The organism is Pelovirga terrestris, from assembly GCF_014773365.1.
Classification (GTDB): domain Bacteria; phylum Desulfobacterota; class Desulfuromonadia; order Desulfuromonadales; family Geopsychrobacteraceae; genus Pelovirga; species Pelovirga terrestris.
Genome location: NZ_JACWUN010000003.1, coordinates 141,138 through 159,388 on the forward strand (window position 1 = coordinate 141,138; position 18,251 = coordinate 159,388).

The following is an 18,251-nucleotide window of genomic DNA, read 5'->3' on the forward strand; positions in this document are numbered from 1 at the left end:
AAGTGATTAGCCAGACTTGTATTTTCTGGAGACCAGCCAATGACTCCTATCCGTGACAACCTCGATCGGATTCACTCCCGCATCGCTGATGCTTGCGCCAAGAGTGGGCGCAACCCTGCCGATGTCCGACTGGTGGCCGTTTCCAAGGTGAAACCGGCGCCAATGATTGACGAAGCCTTTGCGGCCGGCCAGCAGCTCTTTGGTGAAAGCTATGTGCAGGAGCTCCGGGACAAGGAAACCAGCGTTCACGGTCCGGTGGAATGGCACTTTGTCGGCGCGCTGCAGAGCAACAAAGTCAAGTATCTGAGCGGTAAGGTGGCGTTGATTCACTCGGTCGACCGTTTCTCCCTGGCCAAAGAGATCAACCGGCAATGGCAAAAGATTGATGCCGTTGCGCCGATCCTGCTCCAGGTCAACGTTGGCGATGAAAACAGCAAGGCCGGCTGTACCATTGCTGAACTGCCAACGCTCACCAGAAAAATTGCCGCCTTGCCGCATCTTTCGATCCACGGCCTGATGTGCCTTCCCCCCTATTGTGATGACCCGGAACAGGTGCGCCCGTTTTTCCGGCTGCTACGGGAACTTGCCACCAGGATCGAGGACGAGCAGATTCCGGGGGTGAGCATGAAAGAGTTGTCCATGGGAATGAGTGGTGATTTCGAGGTGGCGATCGAAGAGGGGGCAACCCTGGTGCGCATCGGCACCGCTATTTTCGGAGAACGTGACTGATTTGTTGGCAGATCCGCAACCCCAAATTCTGATCTTTGATCTCGACGGGACCCTGATCAATTCTATCCCCGACCTGTTGACCGCCATCAACCTGTTGCGTCAGGAGCTGGAACTCACTGCCTTGACCGCTTCCCAGGTTGCCCGCATGGTTGGAGATGGGGCGACCATGCTGGTCCAGCGAGCCCTGGGCGATGATCTATACGATAAACGCCATCTGGAGCGTTTCCTTGAGATCTATAGCCGGCACCTGCTTGATCAAACCCACTGCTACCCCGGCATCGAAGAACTCTTAATGCGTCACGACCCTCGGCGCATGGCGCTGGTCACCAACAAACCGATCCTCTATACCCGCAGGATTCTCGCAGGACTTGACCTTGCACGATTTTTTGGCGCGGTCATCGGTGGCGATTCTTTTCCCCACAAAAAACCTCACCCCTATCCGCTGCAACAGGCACTGCTCCAGCTTGATGGCCGCCCGCACCAGGCAATGATGATTGGCGATCATCATACCGATCTTTATGCGGCCCGCGATGCCGGTATCGCTACCTGTTTCTGTGCTTACGGTTTTGGGCACTGCGGCGATTACGTCCCCGACTATCAGGTTGCCGATGCCCGGGACCTGCTGACCTTGTTGCCCGGGAAAAGTCATTGACCGATCCCCGCCTGAGCTATCGCGAAATTGCCTGGTTTTTCTTTCCGCTACTGCTCAATGTGCAGCTGATGAGTATCTCCCATACCATTATCAATGGGGCCCTGGCGCGGATGGAAAACTACGTAACCGCTCTGGCCGGCATCTCCGTCGCCATGATTGTCCATCTGTTTATCTCTTCTCCTTCCTATCAGAACCACACCGTCACCATTGCCATGGTGCGCGGACGCAACTCGTTAAAGGGCGTCCTGACATTCATCATTCTGGTAGCGCTCTATGTCACCCTGATGCTCGGATTGATCGCCTTCACCCCGTTCGGTGATCTGGTACTCATCACCCTGCTCGGAACCCCGGTCGATGTGGCTGTTGAGGCGCAAAAAGCCCTGATGATCATGACCCTGCTCCCCTTTTTCACCGGTATGCGGGGCTTCAGTCAGGGCATGTTAATCCGGGCACGACGCACCGGTCTGGTCTCGTTGGCAACCGGCATCCGGGTTGGCGGATTGTTTCTTTTTCTCCTGGTCGGTCGCTACTGGTTTGATGGCGCCCAACTCGGCGCCTTTGCCCTGGTCAGTTGTGTGGTTACCGAAACCCTGGTGATCTCATGGATTGCCTGGCGAGTACACCCGCCCCTGTTGCGCCACGGTGGAGAGAAAAGTACCGCCGATATCCTGCGTTATGCCTTTCCTCTGGCCTACTCGTCTTGCCTGCAACAAACGATTCCCCTGTTGATCAGCGCCATTATCGGTCGTCTGCACGATGGTGCCCTGGCCCTGGCGGCCTTTGGTGTCATCCGCGGATTTCTGTTTCTGCTGGCCGGCCCGATGCGTAATCTACAGCAGACCTACATGACCCTGGTTAAATCAACAAAGGATTACCGCACCCTGGTCTATTTCAGCGGCAGCCTGTCTGCTGTCATGGGGGTGATTATTCTCCTCACCGCAGGCCCTTTCCATCAACTGGTTCTTGGCCGCTTTCTTGGCATTGAGAACGATTTACGCAACTATCTTCGCCTGGCCTTTGCCGCCTGTGCCCTGTTCCCTTTCATGTATGCTGCCAGCAACCTGTTGCGCGGCTGGTTTTCCGGAGCCGAACAAACCCACCAGCTGGGACGCTCAACCCTGATCAAAAGCTGTTTTCTGCTGTTACTCTGGTGGCCTCTGGTCACCTGGCAGCCCCCGATCTCCGGCATAGCGCTTGCGATTGCACTACTGCTTGCTGCTGAAATGCTCGAAGCCGGCTATCTCTACCGACAGCGAAAAAATCAACCCGCAGCCCTTCGTGCTCTTGCCCCTTATTAACCGTCGGCCGTAAAATGGTCGACATGACCATATCTTCAAAAAAACACCCCTGTCCCGACTGCCGCCAGTGTCAATGGTGTAGTGACGAACGGTGTCGGTTGTGCCTGAAATCAGCGGGCCCGCCGCGCTTGTCAATACGTGAACAGATCGCACTGTTCGAGCGTCTGAACCGTCACTGTAATGGCCCGCAGAATGAAGAGGATGAGCCCACATCAACGGGGTGAGATCCTGCCGTCTTCCCTGCATTTTTTTTCATGACAACAACTGTTTGACTGTGCTTAAATGCGCCCTTCCAAAAAATCGTGAAGGAGACCACCTATGTATAACTGTTCCGACCTGAAAAAAGGGTTGAAAATAATGCTCGATGGCGAGCCGCATGTCGTGGCCCAGTATGACTTTACCAAGCCGGGCAAAGGTCAGGCCTTGTACAAGTGTAAATTGCGTAATATGATTACCGGCAGCCTGTTCGACCGCACCTATCGCAGCGGCGAATCCTTCGAACCTGCACACCTGGAAGAACGGGAAATGCAGTATCTGTATCAGGATGATAACGGCTACGTTTTCATGGATAAAAAATCCTACGAACAGATCACTCTGACCGAAGAAACCCTGGCCGATGATAAATATTTTCTCGTCGACAATATGGACGTGGAAATTCTCATGCATGGGGATCGGGGCATCGGCATCAGCCTGCCGAACTTTGTCAACCTGCGCGTTACCCAAACGGATCCATGGGTCAAGGGGGATACCGCTGCCGGCAACAACAAACCGGCCACGGTGGAGACGGGCTATAGCCTCCAGGTCCCCTCTTTTGTCGAAGAAGGCACCCTGATCCAGATTGACACCCGCACCGGAGAATATGCCACCCGCGTCAAGCAGTGATGCTTTTGCAAAAAAATATCCGGTGAGCGAGCTAAGCAAAAAGCGCCACCCGCAAGACGCGTGCTTATTGGGCAATGAGGCGTACTTGCGTACGTCAAAGCAGTGAAATAATCGCGACTGGGCATAATCGGACGCAGCAGTTGGTGCGTTTTTGCGACGCCATCAAGGAACAAAAGTGGAACCTAACTGGCAACTGGCCCGCAAACGTAGCACGATTGAACACCGCGCCCGAATCCTCCACCAGATTCGGGCGTTCTTTATCGATCGTGGCTTTATCGAAGTAGAAACCCCGGCAAGGATTCCCGTCAACGCCCCGGAACTCCATATTGATGCGATCTTAAGCGATGGCTGGTATCTGCAAACTTCGCCGGAACTGTGCATGAAACGATTGCTGGCTGCCGGCTACGATAACATCTTTCAGATCTGTCATTGCTGGCGAGCAGAAGAACGTGGCCCACGCCATCTGCCTGAATACACTATGCTTGAATGGTACCGGCGCAACTGTGACTATCACCAACTGATGCATGATTGCGAGGGCCTCATCCATCACCTGGTAGGCCACAAGACGTTCATCTGGCAAGAACAAGAAATTGATATTTCAACGCCGTGGCCGCGAATAACCGTTGAACAAGCATTTTCGCAACACAGTTCTACTTTGCTATCGCAAATCACCGGCGAAAAAAAATTTTCGGAACTGATCAGCAATGAAATAGAACCTGCTCTCCCCAGAAATAAACCACTGTTTCTTACAGACTACCCCGCCATCCAAGGCTCACTTGCCCGCCCAAAAAGCGATGACTCCGGGTGCGTTGAGCGGGTTGAACTCTATATTGCCGGGCTTGAACTAGCCAACGGCTTTACTGAACTAACCGACGCCACAGAACAACGCCGACGCTTTGAAAAAGAGGAAAAACAACGTCAGTCAACCGGTAAAACGCCATGCCCACTACCGGAGAAATACCTTGAAGAACTGGGAGCTCTTACCAATGCTGCCGGAATTGCCCTCGGTGTTGATCGCCTGATCATGCTGCTCTGTAATAAGCCAACCATCGATGAGGTCGTTTGCTTTACCCCAGAACAACTATAATGCTCGATGAAACTCCCCAGCCGATACACTTGCGACCCGATCAATGCCCACGATTGCCCGTCAGCAACTAAACAAACCAGCCCCTCGGCGCCTGCCCCGCAAGAACGTTTCAATCACTCCAATCCATCTCCATGATCAAGCAATAAACGATTAGAATAGAACGCTATTTTGACAAGATAAACGCTGGTTTTGCACATTTTTTCTGTTGACACGTATATATAACAACGTATTATGACGCGGAATCTCAAAGCCATTATTTCGCATTTTTTAACCTCACTAAAACATAATCGGAAAAGTTCATTCAAATAGAGTTTCTGCTTGCCCCCCTGGGACATTTGAACAACCACTGAATATGTGATCAACCCCGATCACAACTTATAATGAACGAGAGGAGATTTTCTATGGGACACGGACCTGCCGTAAAGCTGGGCAAAGATGACGCTGCCAGCTTTAAAACCAGCCTTGGCGTTAAAATGTTTTTTGGCTACACCTTCTTTTACGTCCTGTTTGTGCTGCTCAATGTCTATTTTCCAAAGAGCATGGAGATCATCATATTTGGACAAACTGCTGCGGTTGTCTGGGGCTTTTCCCTGATTATTCTCGCTTTCATTATGGCCGTTATCTATAACCACTTCTGCACCCAGGCAGAAAAGCGCTACAACAGCTAGGGGAGAGCCAAACCATGATTTATACCCAATCACCACTGGCCATTGGCCTCTTTATCTTCTTTGTCCTCTTCGTCCTGGGTCTGTCCTTTTATCTGGCCCGGCGTACTAGTTCAGCTGAAGGCTATTACGCCGCCGGCGGCAACATCCACTGGATGACTAACGGCATCGCCTTCGCCGGGGACTACCTCTCAGCCGCTTCGTTCCTGGGCATCTGCGGCATGATCGCAACCTCCGGCTACGACGGTTGGATGTACTCTATCGGCTACCTTGGTGGCTGGGTTGTCGCTCTGTTCCTGGTGGCCGAACCGATGAAACGTCTGGGCAAATACACCTTCACGGATGCCCTCGACTCAAAATTCAACTCCAAGTCGATCCAGCTCATGGCAGCCATTTCAACCCTGCTGGTGTCAATCTTTTACCTGATTCCGCAGATGGTTGGTGCCGGTGTTCTGGTTCAGCCCCTGATGGGTCTGCCCCACTGGGTCGGTGTTTGCATCGTCGGTGTTGTCGTTACGTTGATTGTTGCGACTGCCGGCATGGCCTCGACCACCTATGTCCAGTTCTTCAAAGGCGCCATGCTGCTCCTTGTTTCTACCACCCTGGTAGTCATGGTGCTGTTCCGCGGCCTGTCAACCACCCCGGAAAACGATGGCAAGCCCTACCACGATTTCACCACCCTGTATGCTGACAATGCTCTGGTTCTGGAGGACAGCAGCTACCGGGTTATTGCCGGTCTTGACTCAATCTTCGGCAAAGAAGGCTTTGTTAAGCTGGAAAAAAATGGCCGTGAGTCGATCTGGAAACTCCATGCTACCGACAACGGCTACACCCTTGAAGAGACCCTCTTTGCTACGCGACTGAATGATGGGACGCGGCTCTACAACGGTTCACCTGCCGATGATGGCCACTTCTTCCCGGTTGGCCATATCAAGGAACTGATTGTCAATGGTGAAGAGGTTGCAGCGACCGGTCCCGTCGGACCGTTCAGTTTTCTATCAGCCTTAACCGAATCGACCATCGTCCTGTGGGGAACGGCTTATGTTCCCGATGCCGACGGCATCACCACTATCTACTACCAGAAGCCGACCCCAGGATCCCAGATTCTGCGGCCAGGTTTACGTTTTAAAGTCGACAATTCCACCCCGATGGAAAAGTTCAACTTTATCTCTTTAATGCTCGCGCTGTTCTGCGGTACCGCAGCATTACCCCACATTCTGATCCGTTATTACACGGTTCCAAGCCAGGCGGCCGCACGTAAGTCAACCATTGTCGCCATTGCCGGCATCGGCTTCTTCTACCTGCTGACCCTGTTTATGGGGATGGGTGCCATGACCAACGGCGTGATCAATCTGCTCGACAACAATATGTCGGCACCCCTGCTGGCCCTGTCTTTCGGCGTATTTCTCTTTGCCATCATTTCATCGCTGGCCTTTGCTACGGTGCTGGGTACGGTCTCCGGTCTAATTGTCGCATCTTCAGGCGCCATCGCTCACGATCTGCTCGATAATTTTCTCGGGTTAAAAATGAACGATCGGACAAAAGTCCGCGCAGGAAAAATATCGGCGGTCTGTATCGGTGCCATTGCTATCTATCTGGGGATTGTCTTCGAAGGAATGAACGTCTCCTTCCTGGTCGGCTGGGCCTTTGCTGTTGCCGCCTCGGCCAACCTGCCGGCCATTCTGATGCTGCTGTTCTGGAGTAAAACGACAGCTCGTGGGGTTGCCGCGTCAATTACCGTTGGTCTGTTCAGCTCCCTCGGCCTCATTCTGATCTCACCGGACATGTGGTTGCGCTATGGCAAGCTGCCGGCTGATGCTCCGATTCAATTCAACAGCCCGGCACTGATCTCCATTCCCCTGGCGTTTGCTGCTCTGGTTGTGATATCACTTATGACACAAAAAGATGTCAACGTAGGTCATGCAACGGAACTATCCAATAACTGATTGGATCAAACCAAAACAATGTCCTGTGAACGGGCCGCCACTGACAGGGCGGCCCGTTCTTTATGGTGAGCAATATGAATCGATTCCGTGTAACCCTGATTGCAGTCTGCCTGGTTCTTGCCTGGCTGGCCCATAAGGACATCAGTCTGTATCTGCGTAATCCGCAACCGCTGACAATATCAATCGGGGAACTCGAGACGCTGGAAAAAGCCCCGAGAGAATGGCTGGCTGTTTCGGGAGGTTATCCGGATTTTCTTCAAGGTATCAATATGACAGGGAGCATGGAATTTGAGGCATTTCTCGTTCCCCTAACCAGCTCAGCGGATGGTACCAATTACAAAGTGTGGTTTGAAACCAGAGACCCTCAAATCCTTGAGGCCTTATCAACCTATTATTTTCTTCTCGACACAAGAGCCCAGCAGCAACAATTCATCGAAGACAATGCCCACCTTTTTTCCGGCCAGCGGCATGTGACCGGGATGACGGCGGCAGAACTGGTCGCCAATTCTAACCAAAAGAAGCTCATCACCATGCTTGAACAGATGGGTGCCAATGTCACCGGCACCCCGATCTTTATCAGCGAAGACAAAGAGCCTGCTGTTTGGCGCGGCGCTTTATTTGCCCTGGTCGCATTTGCCGGCATGCTGAAATTGACCTGGGACGTTCGAACCAGACCCCAAACGCCGCGGATCTGACTTATTCCTCGCCCTCGTGCGTTCGGCAAACCATGAACCGTCATTCCTGAGAGTAAATCAATCCCGGCACACCACCAAATAATTTGCACACAGACATCAACAAAATAGCCGAACCCTTACAAGTCCGGCTATTCAACCTCTATTCAGATTTATGAAAACGTTCACGATTGACCAGGATTGTCTGATCGACTATCTCTCCACAGGTTGTACATCTCCAAGCATCATAGGATCTTACAAAATTGTAGTAGGTTTCTGCATGCATTCTCCCCTTACATTTGGGACATTTCATCAGTAGGCCCTCCCATGCTCAAATCAAGAATTCGAATTACAAAAAAAACAGCTACATTGTATTCAGCAGAAGTCATGCCAACCTTTCCAGAACCTGCTCTGGCGACCGAAGAATTCTATTTATTTCCAAATTTTTCAATATGTTACAGACTGATATAGATTTTTTCATATTATCTTTACCAAAGCCAGCCCTTAGATGTTCACGCCCAATCCGTCACTTTATTGACGGCAGAGGAGGGATTGACTTCAAGAGATCCGCTATTCTAATGAAAACATCAACTATCTAGAGCCCCATTCTTCTTTTATCTATGGCAATATATGAGGCAGAGTCGCCATTTATTTGACGGGTGTGGCAGAAAGCGTTCACATATTGACGCTTTTAGCTGGAAAGGAACCACATTGTGGCTGATCGGGACAGAAAAATACCCCCGCTATGGGAACGAGGGCACGCTGATGATTATTGCTGATCCTTGTATAGTTTGTAGGTGAACGCATCAGCCAGAGCCTGATAGGACGCCTCAACGACATTGCCGCTCACCCCAACGGTACCCCAGCGACTATCCTTATCACCAGTCTCAACCAACACACGGATCATCGCATCGGTTCCCTGGCTTGATGGGAGCACCCTGACCTTGTAATCAAGCAGCTTGATCTCTGCGAGCTGCGGATAAAAACTGATCAAAGCCTTACGCATCGCCTGGTCAAGGGCATTGACGGGACCATTGCCATCTGCAGCCATGTGTTCTACGCGGCCACCGACCTTAACCTTGATCGTCGCCTCTGATACCGGACACTGATCGCTCTCCCGCAAGGTATCGATCACCCTGAAGGCGGTAATATGGAAATACTGCTTGAGCTTTCCCATCGCCCGCAACATCAGCAGCTCAAACGAGGCTTCCGCACCCTCAAACTGGTACCCCTTATTTTCAAGTTCTTTGATCTGCTCAAGAATTTCAAGGGTTACCGGATCCTTATCATCAATCTTGATACCGCACTCCTGCGCTTTGGCAAGGATATTTGAACGGCCGGACAAATCTGACACCAACACCCGGGTTTTATTACCAACCCGTTCCGGTCGGATATGTTCATAGGTTTCCGGATGACGTTGAATCGCCGACACATGGACTCCGCCCTTGTGGGCAAAGGCCGAGTTACCGACAAAGGCCTGGTGCTTCTGGGGAGTCAGATTGGCCAGTTCGTAAATCGCCCGCGACGTACGCCTCAGATTTTCCAGTTTGCCCTGGTGCAGACATTCCTTATTCATCTTGAGGATCAATGAAGGGATAATTGAACAGAGGTTAGCGTTGCCGCAACGCTCGCCGAAGCCGTTCATTGTCCCCTGGACGTGGATCGCTCCCCCCACAACCGCCATGAGGGAATTGGCAACCGCACATTCGCTGTCGTTGTGGGCATGGATCCCCAGAGGGACATCGATCTCGCGACGGACATGCTCCATGATCATCGGTATTTCATAGGGCAAGGTACCGCCATTGGTATCACACAACACCAGGCAATCAGCGCCGGCCTGAGCCGCAGCCTGGAGGGTTTTCAACGCATATTCGGGGTTGGCCTTGTAACCATCGAAAAAGTGTTCGGCATCATAAATCACCTCGCCCAACCGCTCTTTCAGGTAGGCAAGGGAATCGTTGATCATATCCAGATTTTCTTCAAGGGAAACGCGCAATGCCTCGCGCACATGAAAATCCCAGGTCTTGCCAAAAATCGTCACCACGTCGGGGCGCGCCTCGATCAGCATCTTGATGTTATTGTCCTGATCCGGGGTCATCCGGGCCCGTCGGGTCGAACCAAAGGCGGCAATCTTGCTATGAGACAGGGTTTCTCTCTGGATGGCCTCGAAAAAACCGATATCCTTGGGGTTGGAGCCAGGCCAGCCACCCTCAATATAATCGATCCCCAACGTATCCAGATGTTTGGCGATACGTACCTTATCCTGAACCTGGAACGAGATATCCTCAGCCTGGGTGCCATCCCTTAAGGTGGTATCGTACAGATAAACCCTGTTACTCATGAACAATGACCCTTTCATCCAAAAAACGTAATCAGGCCTCTTGTGCCTGGCGATCGAGACCAAAAGCTTCGTGCAGGATACGTACTGCCAGCTCGGTGTATTTATCGGAAATAACGCAGGACACCTTGATTTCGCTGGTGGAAATCATTTCAATATTGATCCCCTCACGCGCCAGGGTATCAAACATGGTCGTAGCGACGCCCGTGTGAGAACGCATTCCAACGCCGACAATAGATACCTTGGCGATATTGGTGTTATGGCTGACTCCGCGGGCGTTGATGTCCTTTGCCACCCCTTCGATAATCTGCAGCGCTTTTTTACAATCGGTCTTGGGAACGGTAAACGTAATGTCGGTAGCCCCCTGGTGGGAAATATTCTGGATGATCATATCCACGGTAATATTGTTCAGACCTAACGGGCTGAAAATCTGGGAAGCAACCCCGGGTTGATCAGGAACACCAAAAATACTGATTTTTGCTTCGTCTTTATTGAATGTGACACCTGAAACCAATACGGTTTCCATTTCTTGATCCTCCTTCATGACAAGTGTTCCCTGCGAATCATCAAAGCTGGAACGCACATGGACGACGACGTTATATTTCTTGGCAAACTCAACACTGCGAATCTGCAGAATTTTAGCTCCCAGGGATGCCATCTCCAGCATCTCTTCATAGGAGATCTTATCGATCTTGCGGGCTTCGGGCACAATCCGAGGATCAGTGGTATAGACCCCGTCAACATCGGTGTAAATTTCACAGACGTCAGCTTTCAGGGCGGCAGCAACAGCAACCGCGGAGGTATCTGAACCACCACGCCCAAGGGTCGTGATATTGCCATCACTATCGATACCCTGAAAACCTGCGACAACAACAATGGTACCCGCTTGCAAATCTGCGCGGATATTCTTATCACCGATTTCCTCGATACGAGCCCGGGAATACGCCTTATCGGTCAACATCGGAATCTGTGAACCAAGGTAACTTTTGGCCTTGTAACCCATCGACTTCAGACACATGGATAACAACGCGATCGTCACCTGTTCACCGGTTGACACCAGCACATCGTATTCGCGCTCGTCAGGCATGTCAGAGATTTCGTTCGCCAGGGCGACCAGGCGATTGGTCTCCCCGGCCATCGCCGAGACGATAACAATGACCTCATTGCCTTCATCGAAGGTTTTGGCAACCCGGCGAGCGACATTCTGGATACGCTCGACGGTGCCCACTGAAGTTCCACCGTACTTCTGAACGATCAGAGCCATAACAGTTGTTTTCCTCCTTATCAGGAAAAACCGACAATGATTGTCGGTAGATAAATTTTTTCACAAGCATCCTTCATAACAAGAAACCCATGCCCGGTCAAAGCTATTTTTCCATCTCGCACAGTTCAAGCCCCGCTGATCTAAAGTGCGTCAGCATCCGCTGGAGGTGGCCCTGGGAGGTTGCGTCCTGAGCCGAAAAGGTCAAACGACGCTGCCCTGCCGGCATTGTACTAATTTGGATCCAGAGCCCGGCGATAGCCGGATTTTCCAGTTTTTCCGGCCACTCGACCAGAGCAACACCGTCACCAAAGGCGTACTCATCAAAACCGATATCCATCAGGTCTTCAGGACCGGACAATCGGTAGAGATCAAAATGATAGAGATCGATCCGGGCCGGGTAATGATTCATCAGGGTAAAGGTCGGGCTGGTAATCGGGATTCGGGTTGCAACCCCCAATCCCCGCGCGATTCCCCGCGCCAGCACGGTTTTACCGGCACCGAGGTCACCCTGCAACAGCATCAACAGGGGGGCATCAAGACAGCGACCAATCAGCCTGCCGATCTTCAGGGTCTGTTTTTCACTGGCTGAAATCAACGCCCAACCGGGCATCAGTCTTCCATCACCCGGATCAGATCAAGGCGCGCAACAACACCGACCATCTGTTCACCATCCATCACCGGCAGCAGATGGACCTTATGTTTACTCATCAGTCCGGCCAGTTCATTGACAGGTGTATCCGGAGTACAGGTCACGGGATCTTTCTGATAGAGATCACCGACTTTGGTAGCAGTTACGCGATCGACCTCTTCCTTGAATTTTTTTTCGCTGCCCAGAGCAAAGACCCCGTCAAACAAGGTCATCACCGTTGGGATATGGAGGGGTCGCTGGTATTCGATCAGATCGGTCTCGCTGATAATCCCAACCAGTTTCCCCTTGGCATCGAGCACCGGCATATTGCTGTAGCGGGTTTCAATAAATTTTTTCGCCAGATCTTTCAAACTGGTATCAACATTGACCGCCTCAACGGCTGAGGTCATGATGTCCCGGGCTGTTAACATATGGGTACTCCTTGGTTAGGGTTGTGCAAGTTCCTGCCGCACCAGTGGTAGCTTAAGGATTAATTCGCCGGCAGTCATTCCGACGGTTCCCCGATTTTCCGCAACCTGCTCGGCCGCCCGGCCATGCATCCAGGCGGCCAGGCTGGCGGCGGCAAAAGGATCGCACCCTTGCGCCAGTAAGCCACCGATCAAGCCGGTCAGGACATCGCCGCTGCCACCACTGGACAGTCCATTGTTACCGCTGGTATTAATATGGACCCGGCCATCGGGTGCTGCGATAATCGTCCGTGCCCCTTTAAGCAACAAAATAACCCGATGGCGGCGGGCAAAATCACGTGCCAGGTCAAAACGATCGGCTTCGATTGCAGCGACACTCATTCCGACAAGTCGCGCCATTTCACCGGGGTGAGGGGTCAGGATCAGGGGACCGTCCTGCCGCTCAAGCAAGCAGTCAAGCTGGCCGACCAACAGGTTCAAGCCATCGGCATCAATCACCAGGGGCAGATTCAGGGTCGTCACTAGCCGACGCAGCAACTGCCGCAACCCGTCACTCTGACTTAAGCCCGGCCCTAACGCCAGCGCCTGACTGGAAGCCGCCAGTTCAACGATCCGGTCAGCAGCCGCCATCGTTAACAAACCATCCCGATCCGCGAGCGGTACGGTCATGGCTTCTGTCAGCTTGACCTCCAGAATATCATGCACGGATGCCGGCACTGCGACCGTCACCAGGCCACAACCACTGCGTAGTGCGGCGTCACCAGCCAGGGCGGCCGCTCCAGTCTTGCCAGGGGATCCAGCCACCACCAGCAGATGGCCAAAGGTCCCTTTGTGGGCAAAGGCCGGACGTTCCGGCACCAGGGAGCGGGCCACGGCAGCATCGATCATCCGGGCATGGGGCAACAGGTCAGTGGGGCGTTTGGTTGCAGGGATGCCGATGTCAACAACCTCCAGCTCACCAACATACAAGGCCCCGGGGGTGCTGATATGACCGATTTTGGGGTGATCAAAGCTGACGGTGACATCAGCGCGCACAACACAGCCACAGATACGACCGTTGGAAGCATCAACTCCGGAAGGAAGATCAACGGCAATCACACGGGCCGTTGCCTTATTCATCAGGGCGATGGCAACAGCCGGCAAACCCCGGACCTCGGACGCCAGGCCGGTACCAAACAAGGCGTCAACTATCAGGTGCGGCTGCAGCTCGTCAAAGCGTTGAACTAATATTTCCTCATCGCTGATAAAAACAACCCGGCCGCCGCACTGACGCAGGATCTGCAACATAACAGCCGCATCACCGGCGATTTTTTCGGGATCCGCCAGCACCAGGGTGGTTACCTGCCAGCCGTGATCAGCAAGGATTCGCGCGATGACGTAGCCATCACCGCCATTGTTGCCCTTACCGGCAACCACCACAACCGGCCCTGGGAAACATTCCGCGTAACGTTCTTCGATGGACTGGGCACAGGCGCGGCCGGCATTCTCCATCAACACGGCACCGGGTAGCCCCAGGGTGTCGATCGCATAGCGGTCCGCCGCTACCATTTCCGCTGCACTGTAGAGCTGCATCAGGCCTCCAGAATAACCGTTGCTATGGCATAATCGCCATCGTGGGAGTAACTCAACAGGGCCTTGTGTGCGCCACGCTGTGCGAGCATTTCGGCAGCACGTCCGCTAAGAACCAGAGAAGGACAGCCCAGCTCATTGCGCTGGACACACACCTGGTGCCAGGAGAGTCCCTCGCGCATACCGGTTCCTAGGGCCTTAAAAAAAGCCTCCTTGGCGGCAAAGCGTGCGGCCAGAGCCTGAGCCGGATCACGCCGGGCCAGCGCATATTCCCGTTCGCCCGCGCAGAACACGCGCTCTAGTAACGGTGAATTATTATCAACGAACTGACGAAATCGCGCTATCCGAGCCAGATCAACACCAAGACCGACAATCGCCATGGCTAGGGGCGCTTCAGCAAAGCAAGCATCTCCCGGACTGCCCGCTCCATCCCGACCAGGGCGGCACGAGCCACGATACTGTGACCGATATTAAATTCTTCAAAACCGGGCAAAGCGGCGACGGCAGACACGTTACGATAATTGAGGCCATGTCCGGCGCTGGTACGCAGGCCCAGCTTGCGGGCTGCCGCACCGGCCAGTTCGATACGTCGCAACTGCTCCTGGCGCTCTTTTTCCGTGCGCATCTCACAATAGGTGCCGGTATGAATCTCGACCATATCAGCACCAACCCGGTGGCTGGCCTTGATCTGTTCCAGATCCGGTACGACAAACAGACTGACAGCGATACCGGTCTGTTGCAGCAGAGCAATCTTCTGTTTGAGCCCGGCTTTCAGCAGGTTGACGTCAAGGCCACCTTCGGTCGTCAACTCGTGGCGTCCCTCCGGCACCAGGGTGACAATGTCCGGCTGGGTCTTCAGAGCGATAGCCACCATCTCCTCGGTTGCCGCCATCTCCAGATTAAGCCGCACCTTTACCGTTTTGCGCAGGACCTCAACATCGCGATCCTGAATGTGGCGACGATCTTCGCGCAGATGAACGGTAATTCCATGAGCACCCGCCAACTCCGCCAGGACCGCAGCCGCTACCGGATCCGGCTCATCAATTCCCCGCGCCTGACGAATTGTCGCAATATGGTCAACATTGACACTTAACTTCGGCAACTCCTGCCTCCTTGTTTCTGCAATAACAAAAAAAGCCGATCAGACCCCGAGATGTTCACGCACAACCGCGGCCAGTTCCTCGGCGAGTTGATTAATCCGCTCCTGATTTTCCCCTTCTACCATGATCCGGAGTAATGGTTCGGTACCGGAATAACGTACCAGCAGACGCCCTTTACCGTTGACTTCCTGCTCAATCGCATCCATTGCCGCCTTGATCGGTGCGATCTTCCCCAGGACCGCCTTTTTTCTGACTTTGACGTTCACCAGAACCTGCGGCAGAGAGGTCATCACACTTGCCAGTTCCGAAAGGGGTTTGCCGCTGCGTTGCATGATCGCCAGAACCTGCAGGGCCGAAAGAACACCATCACCAGTGGTATTATGATCAAGGAAGATCATGTGCCCTGATTGCTCGCCACCAAGATTGTAGCCGCCTCGAATCATCTCTTCGACAACATAGCGATCACCAACCGCCGTACGCACCACCTTGCCGCCGGCCTGCTTGATCGCGATCTCAAGCCCCATATTGCTCATCACCGTTGCCACCACCGTTTTTTTCTTCAGACTGCCGGTCTTCATCAGCTCGGTGGCGCACAGGGCAAGAATATGATCGCCATCCACCTCCTGGCCCTGTTCGTCAACAAAAATCACCCGATCGGCATCACCATCCAGGGCGATCCCCAGATCAGCCCGATACTCCTTGACTTTAGCTGCCATGACCTCCGGATGCATGGAACCACAACCGTCGTTGATATTCAGTCCATTGGGATCAACCCCGATGGCAATAACCTCTGCACCCAACTCGGTCAATACCGCCGGGGCAACCCGATAGCCGGCGCCATGAGCACAATCAAGAACAATCCGCAAGCCTTGCAAGTCCAGGTCGCGGGGGAAAGAGTTCTTGAGGAAAACCACATAACGACCGATGGCATCGTCAATCCGAAAAGCCTTGCCGACATCCTCGGCAATGGGACGCAAGGCATCGATGCGATGGTTAATGATCAGGTCCTCAATCTGGATCTCCATGTCGTCCGGCAATTTAAAACCGTTACCTGAAAAAAACTTGATGCCGTTATCCTGATATAGATTATGGGAAGCACTGATGACGACCCCGGCATCGGCACGCATGGAGGAGGTAATAAAGGCAATTCCCGGCGTCGGCAGCGGCCCGACCACCAGGACATCAACCCCCATCGAGCAGATCCCGGCAACCATGGCATTTTCCAACATATAGCCGGAAAGCCTGGTGTCCTTACCGATAATAATCCGGTGGCGCCGCCCGGCATCCTGCTTGAACACATAGGCCACAGCACGTCCTAACTGCATCGCCATTTCGGCGGTCATCGGATCAATATTAGCGACACCGCGCACCCCATCGGTGCCAAAAAGTTTTTTTTCCATCGTTATGTGGTCTCCCCTGTCCATCGACTTTTTTCTATTCTATTGGTCCCTGACCATCTTCCGCTGCACTCTCAACAGCGATAATTTCTACCTGGATTTCCGTCGTACTCTCATCCTTGAACCAGCTGAAACGTCCCTGATGTTGCAGCGGGACAATTAATGAGAAGCTGCTGTTGACACCACTCAAATCAACCTCATTCGTAGTAACATTGGTGACGTTCTTGAGCTCACTTTCTGCTCCTTCAATGGCAACCTGATCGGGTATGGCGCGAACCGTTCCGACTCCGAAACCGCCCATAGGGTCTCCGGTAAGAAGGATGTTAATCGGGACCGTTTTCTGCTGAACCCGCTCCAGACGAACATCGACGAACGATGGCGAGAGTCGGGTCACGCGTAAGCCACTGGGCAGGTTGAGACGTTCTTCAAGACGCCGAAAGGAGGTCAGGCCCGGATTAAGACCGGTCAAGTCAACGGTAATACTGATATCATTGGGGCTGACTTTCATCAACAGGGTCCGGGGACCACTGATGCGGACATCCACCATGCTGGGGATCTCGTTAGCGACCATTAATTCCCGGGGCAGATTCTGCAATTCCAGCGGAACCCGGTAATTCACTTCAAGGCGTCGTTCACCCATGATGAAGAACCACAGCATCAGGGCAAAAACCAGTGACAACAGCTTGAGTGTCCAGTTTTCGGTGATCAGCTTGAACATCGTCCTAGCCCTTTTTCTTCAATTTTGATTTGCGCGGTTCAAGCAGGCGGCCAAGAACTTTTTTTAAACTGGTTGCATCAAGATTGCGGGTCATGCCGCCATTGACCGCGACCGAAATCTTACCGGTTTCTTCCGACACCACAATAGCGATGGCATCTGCCAGTTCAGTCAGCCCGATGGCAGCCCGGTGGCGGGTACCTAATTCCGTCGACAGGTTGCTCCCTTGGGTTAAGGGCAGAAAACAGCCCGCCAGACTCACTCGCCCCTGCTGTACCACCAGGGCACCATCATGTAACGGGGAGGTCGGCATAAAAATCGCGCGGATCAGATCACAAGAGATCTGGGCATCCAGAACGGTTCCCGCTTCGAGAATGTCCTTGATCCCGGTTTCGCGTTCGACAACGATCAGCGCTCCAATTTTACGGTTGGCCAGAGCAACACAGGCCTTTACCAGTTCTTCAATCAGCTGGGATTCTTCGTGGTAGGTCGCTCCCCCTAAGAAGGGGTTGCGGCCAACGTGCATCAAGGCGCGCCGGATATCATTCTGGAAAATAACGACGATGACAAGAATAATGGATGACAGGAAGTTGCTTAAAAACCAGTTAAGGGTATGCAGCTCACCAACGCGCGAGCCCATATAGACCGTGAGAACCACCGCCAGCCCGAGAAGCATCTGGACGGCGCGGGTACCCTTGATCAACAGAATGATCCGGTAGATGATGAAAGCCACAATGCAGATGTCGAGAATATCTAGTAATCGGATATTGTGGATGACATCAAACATTTAAACCCCCGCTAGCGGAATCAACAATGATCAGGAAAATGGATTGGTTCAGCACCGGATCTTCGGATGCTATGTCAAGGGACACTTTTCGTCAT

18 protein-coding genes are annotated in these 18,251 nt (G+C 53.0%); 8 read left to right on the forward strand and 10 right to left on the reverse strand.

The window, feature by feature from the left end:
* Positions 1-39: 39 nt before the first annotated feature.
* The 8 genes from ICT70_RS03670 to ICT70_RS03705 all read left to right on the forward strand — a co-directional run bounded on the left by ICT70_RS03670 (position 40) and on the right by ICT70_RS03705 (position 7,954).
* Entirely contained in the window at positions 40-729 is a 690-nt protein-coding gene (locus ICT70_RS03670) for a YggS family pyridoxal phosphate-dependent enzyme (protein WP_191154033.1), read from the forward strand.
* Positions 722-1,381, forward strand: coding sequence for an HAD family hydrolase (locus ICT70_RS03675; RefSeq protein ID WP_337906621.1), 660 nt, complete (start codon positions 722-724; stop codon positions 1,379-1,381). Before ICT70_RS03670 ends, ICT70_RS03675 begins: the two co-directional genes overlap by 8 nt.
* On the forward strand, positions 1,378-2,679 hold the full coding sequence (locus tag ICT70_RS03680) for a hypothetical protein (protein ID WP_191154034.1): 1,302 nt from the start codon (positions 1,378-1,380) through the stop codon (positions 2,677-2,679). The genes ICT70_RS03675 and ICT70_RS03680 overlap by 4 nt, the downstream gene beginning before the upstream one ends.
* A gap of 318 nt (positions 2,680-2,997) precedes the next feature.
* Entirely contained in the window at positions 2,998-3,561 is a 564-nt protein-coding gene (gene efp, locus ICT70_RS03685; RefSeq protein ID WP_191154035.1) for an elongation factor P, read from the forward strand.
* Positions 3,562-3,736: 175 nt separating this feature from the next.
* Complete coding sequence (gene epmA / locus ICT70_RS03690) at positions 3,737-4,648, forward strand: EF-P lysine aminoacylase EpmA (RefSeq protein WP_191154036.1); 912 nt, start codon at positions 3,737-3,739, stop codon at positions 4,646-4,648.
* 401 nt (positions 4,649-5,049) lie between these two features.
* Positions 5,050-5,316: a DUF485 domain-containing protein gene (locus ICT70_RS03695; RefSeq protein WP_191154037.1), complete on the forward strand. Its 267-nt coding sequence runs from the start codon at positions 5,050-5,052 to the stop codon at positions 5,314-5,316.
* Positions 5,317-5,330: 14 nt separating this feature from the next.
* Positions 5,331-7,259: a sodium/solute symporter gene (locus ICT70_RS03700; protein WP_191154038.1), complete on the forward strand. Its 1,929-nt coding sequence runs from the start codon at positions 5,331-5,333 to the stop codon at positions 7,257-7,259.
* 74 nt (positions 7,260-7,333) lie between these two features.
* Positions 7,334-7,954: a hypothetical protein gene (locus tag ICT70_RS03705; protein ID WP_191154039.1), complete on the forward strand. Its 621-nt coding sequence runs from the start codon at positions 7,334-7,336 to the stop codon at positions 7,952-7,954.
* A gap of 745 nt (positions 7,955-8,699) precedes the next feature.
* Here the strand turns inward: ICT70_RS03705 and cimA are convergent.
* The 10 genes from cimA to cdaA all read right to left on the reverse strand — a co-directional run bounded on the left by cimA (position 8,700) and on the right by cdaA (position 18,156).
* The gene (cimA, locus tag ICT70_RS03710; RefSeq protein ID WP_191154040.1) at positions 8,700-10,271 is read right to left on the reverse strand and encodes a citramalate synthase; all 1,572 of its coding nucleotides are present in this window, start codon (positions 10,269-10,271) and stop codon (positions 8,700-8,702) included.
* Positions 10,272-10,302: 31 nt separating this feature from the next.
* Positions 10,303-11,532, reverse strand: a complete 1,230-nt coding sequence (locus ICT70_RS03715) for an aspartate kinase (protein WP_191154041.1) — start codon at positions 11,530-11,532, stop codon at positions 10,303-10,305.
* A 103-nt stretch (positions 11,533-11,635) separates the two neighbouring features.
* Entirely contained in the window at positions 11,636-12,142 is a 507-nt protein-coding gene (gene tsaE, locus ICT70_RS03720; RefSeq protein ID WP_191154042.1) for a tRNA (adenosine(37)-N6)-threonylcarbamoyltransferase complex ATPase subunit type 1 TsaE, read from the reverse strand.
* Positions 12,142-12,591, reverse strand: a complete 450-nt coding sequence (locus ICT70_RS03725) for a CBS domain-containing protein (RefSeq protein ID WP_191154043.1) — start codon at positions 12,589-12,591, stop codon at positions 12,142-12,144. Before ICT70_RS03725 ends, tsaE begins: the two co-directional genes overlap by 1 nt.
* Before the next feature lie 15 nt (positions 12,592-12,606).
* Positions 12,607-14,160, reverse strand: a complete 1,554-nt coding sequence (locus tag ICT70_RS03730) for an NAD(P)H-hydrate dehydratase (RefSeq protein WP_191154044.1) — start codon at positions 14,158-14,160, stop codon at positions 12,607-12,609.
* The gene (locus tag ICT70_RS03735) at positions 14,160-14,537 is read right to left on the reverse strand and encodes a holo-ACP synthase (protein ID WP_191154045.1); all 378 of its coding nucleotides are present in this window, start codon (positions 14,535-14,537) and stop codon (positions 14,160-14,162) included. Before ICT70_RS03735 ends, ICT70_RS03730 begins: the two co-directional genes overlap by 1 nt.
* Positions 14,538-14,539: 2 nt before the next feature.
* Positions 14,540-15,259: a pyridoxine 5'-phosphate synthase gene (locus ICT70_RS03740; RefSeq protein ID WP_191154046.1), complete on the reverse strand. Its 720-nt coding sequence runs from the start codon at positions 15,257-15,259 to the stop codon at positions 14,540-14,542.
* Between the two features lie 39 nt (positions 15,260-15,298).
* Complete coding sequence (gene glmM / locus ICT70_RS03745; RefSeq protein ID WP_191154047.1) at positions 15,299-16,657, reverse strand: phosphoglucosamine mutase; 1,359 nt, start codon at positions 16,655-16,657, stop codon at positions 15,299-15,301.
* Positions 16,658-16,691: 34 nt separating this feature from the next.
* Positions 16,692-17,372 (reverse strand): CdaR family protein, encoded by a 681-nt coding sequence (locus ICT70_RS03750; RefSeq protein ID WP_191154048.1) that lies wholly within the window; start codon positions 17,370-17,372, stop codon positions 16,692-16,694.
* Between the two features lie 4 nt (positions 17,373-17,376).
* Positions 17,377-18,156, reverse strand: a complete 780-nt coding sequence (cdaA, locus tag ICT70_RS03755; RefSeq protein WP_191154049.1) for a diadenylate cyclase CdaA — start codon at positions 18,154-18,156, stop codon at positions 17,377-17,379.
* Between the last annotated feature and the right edge of the window lie 95 nt (positions 18,157-18,251).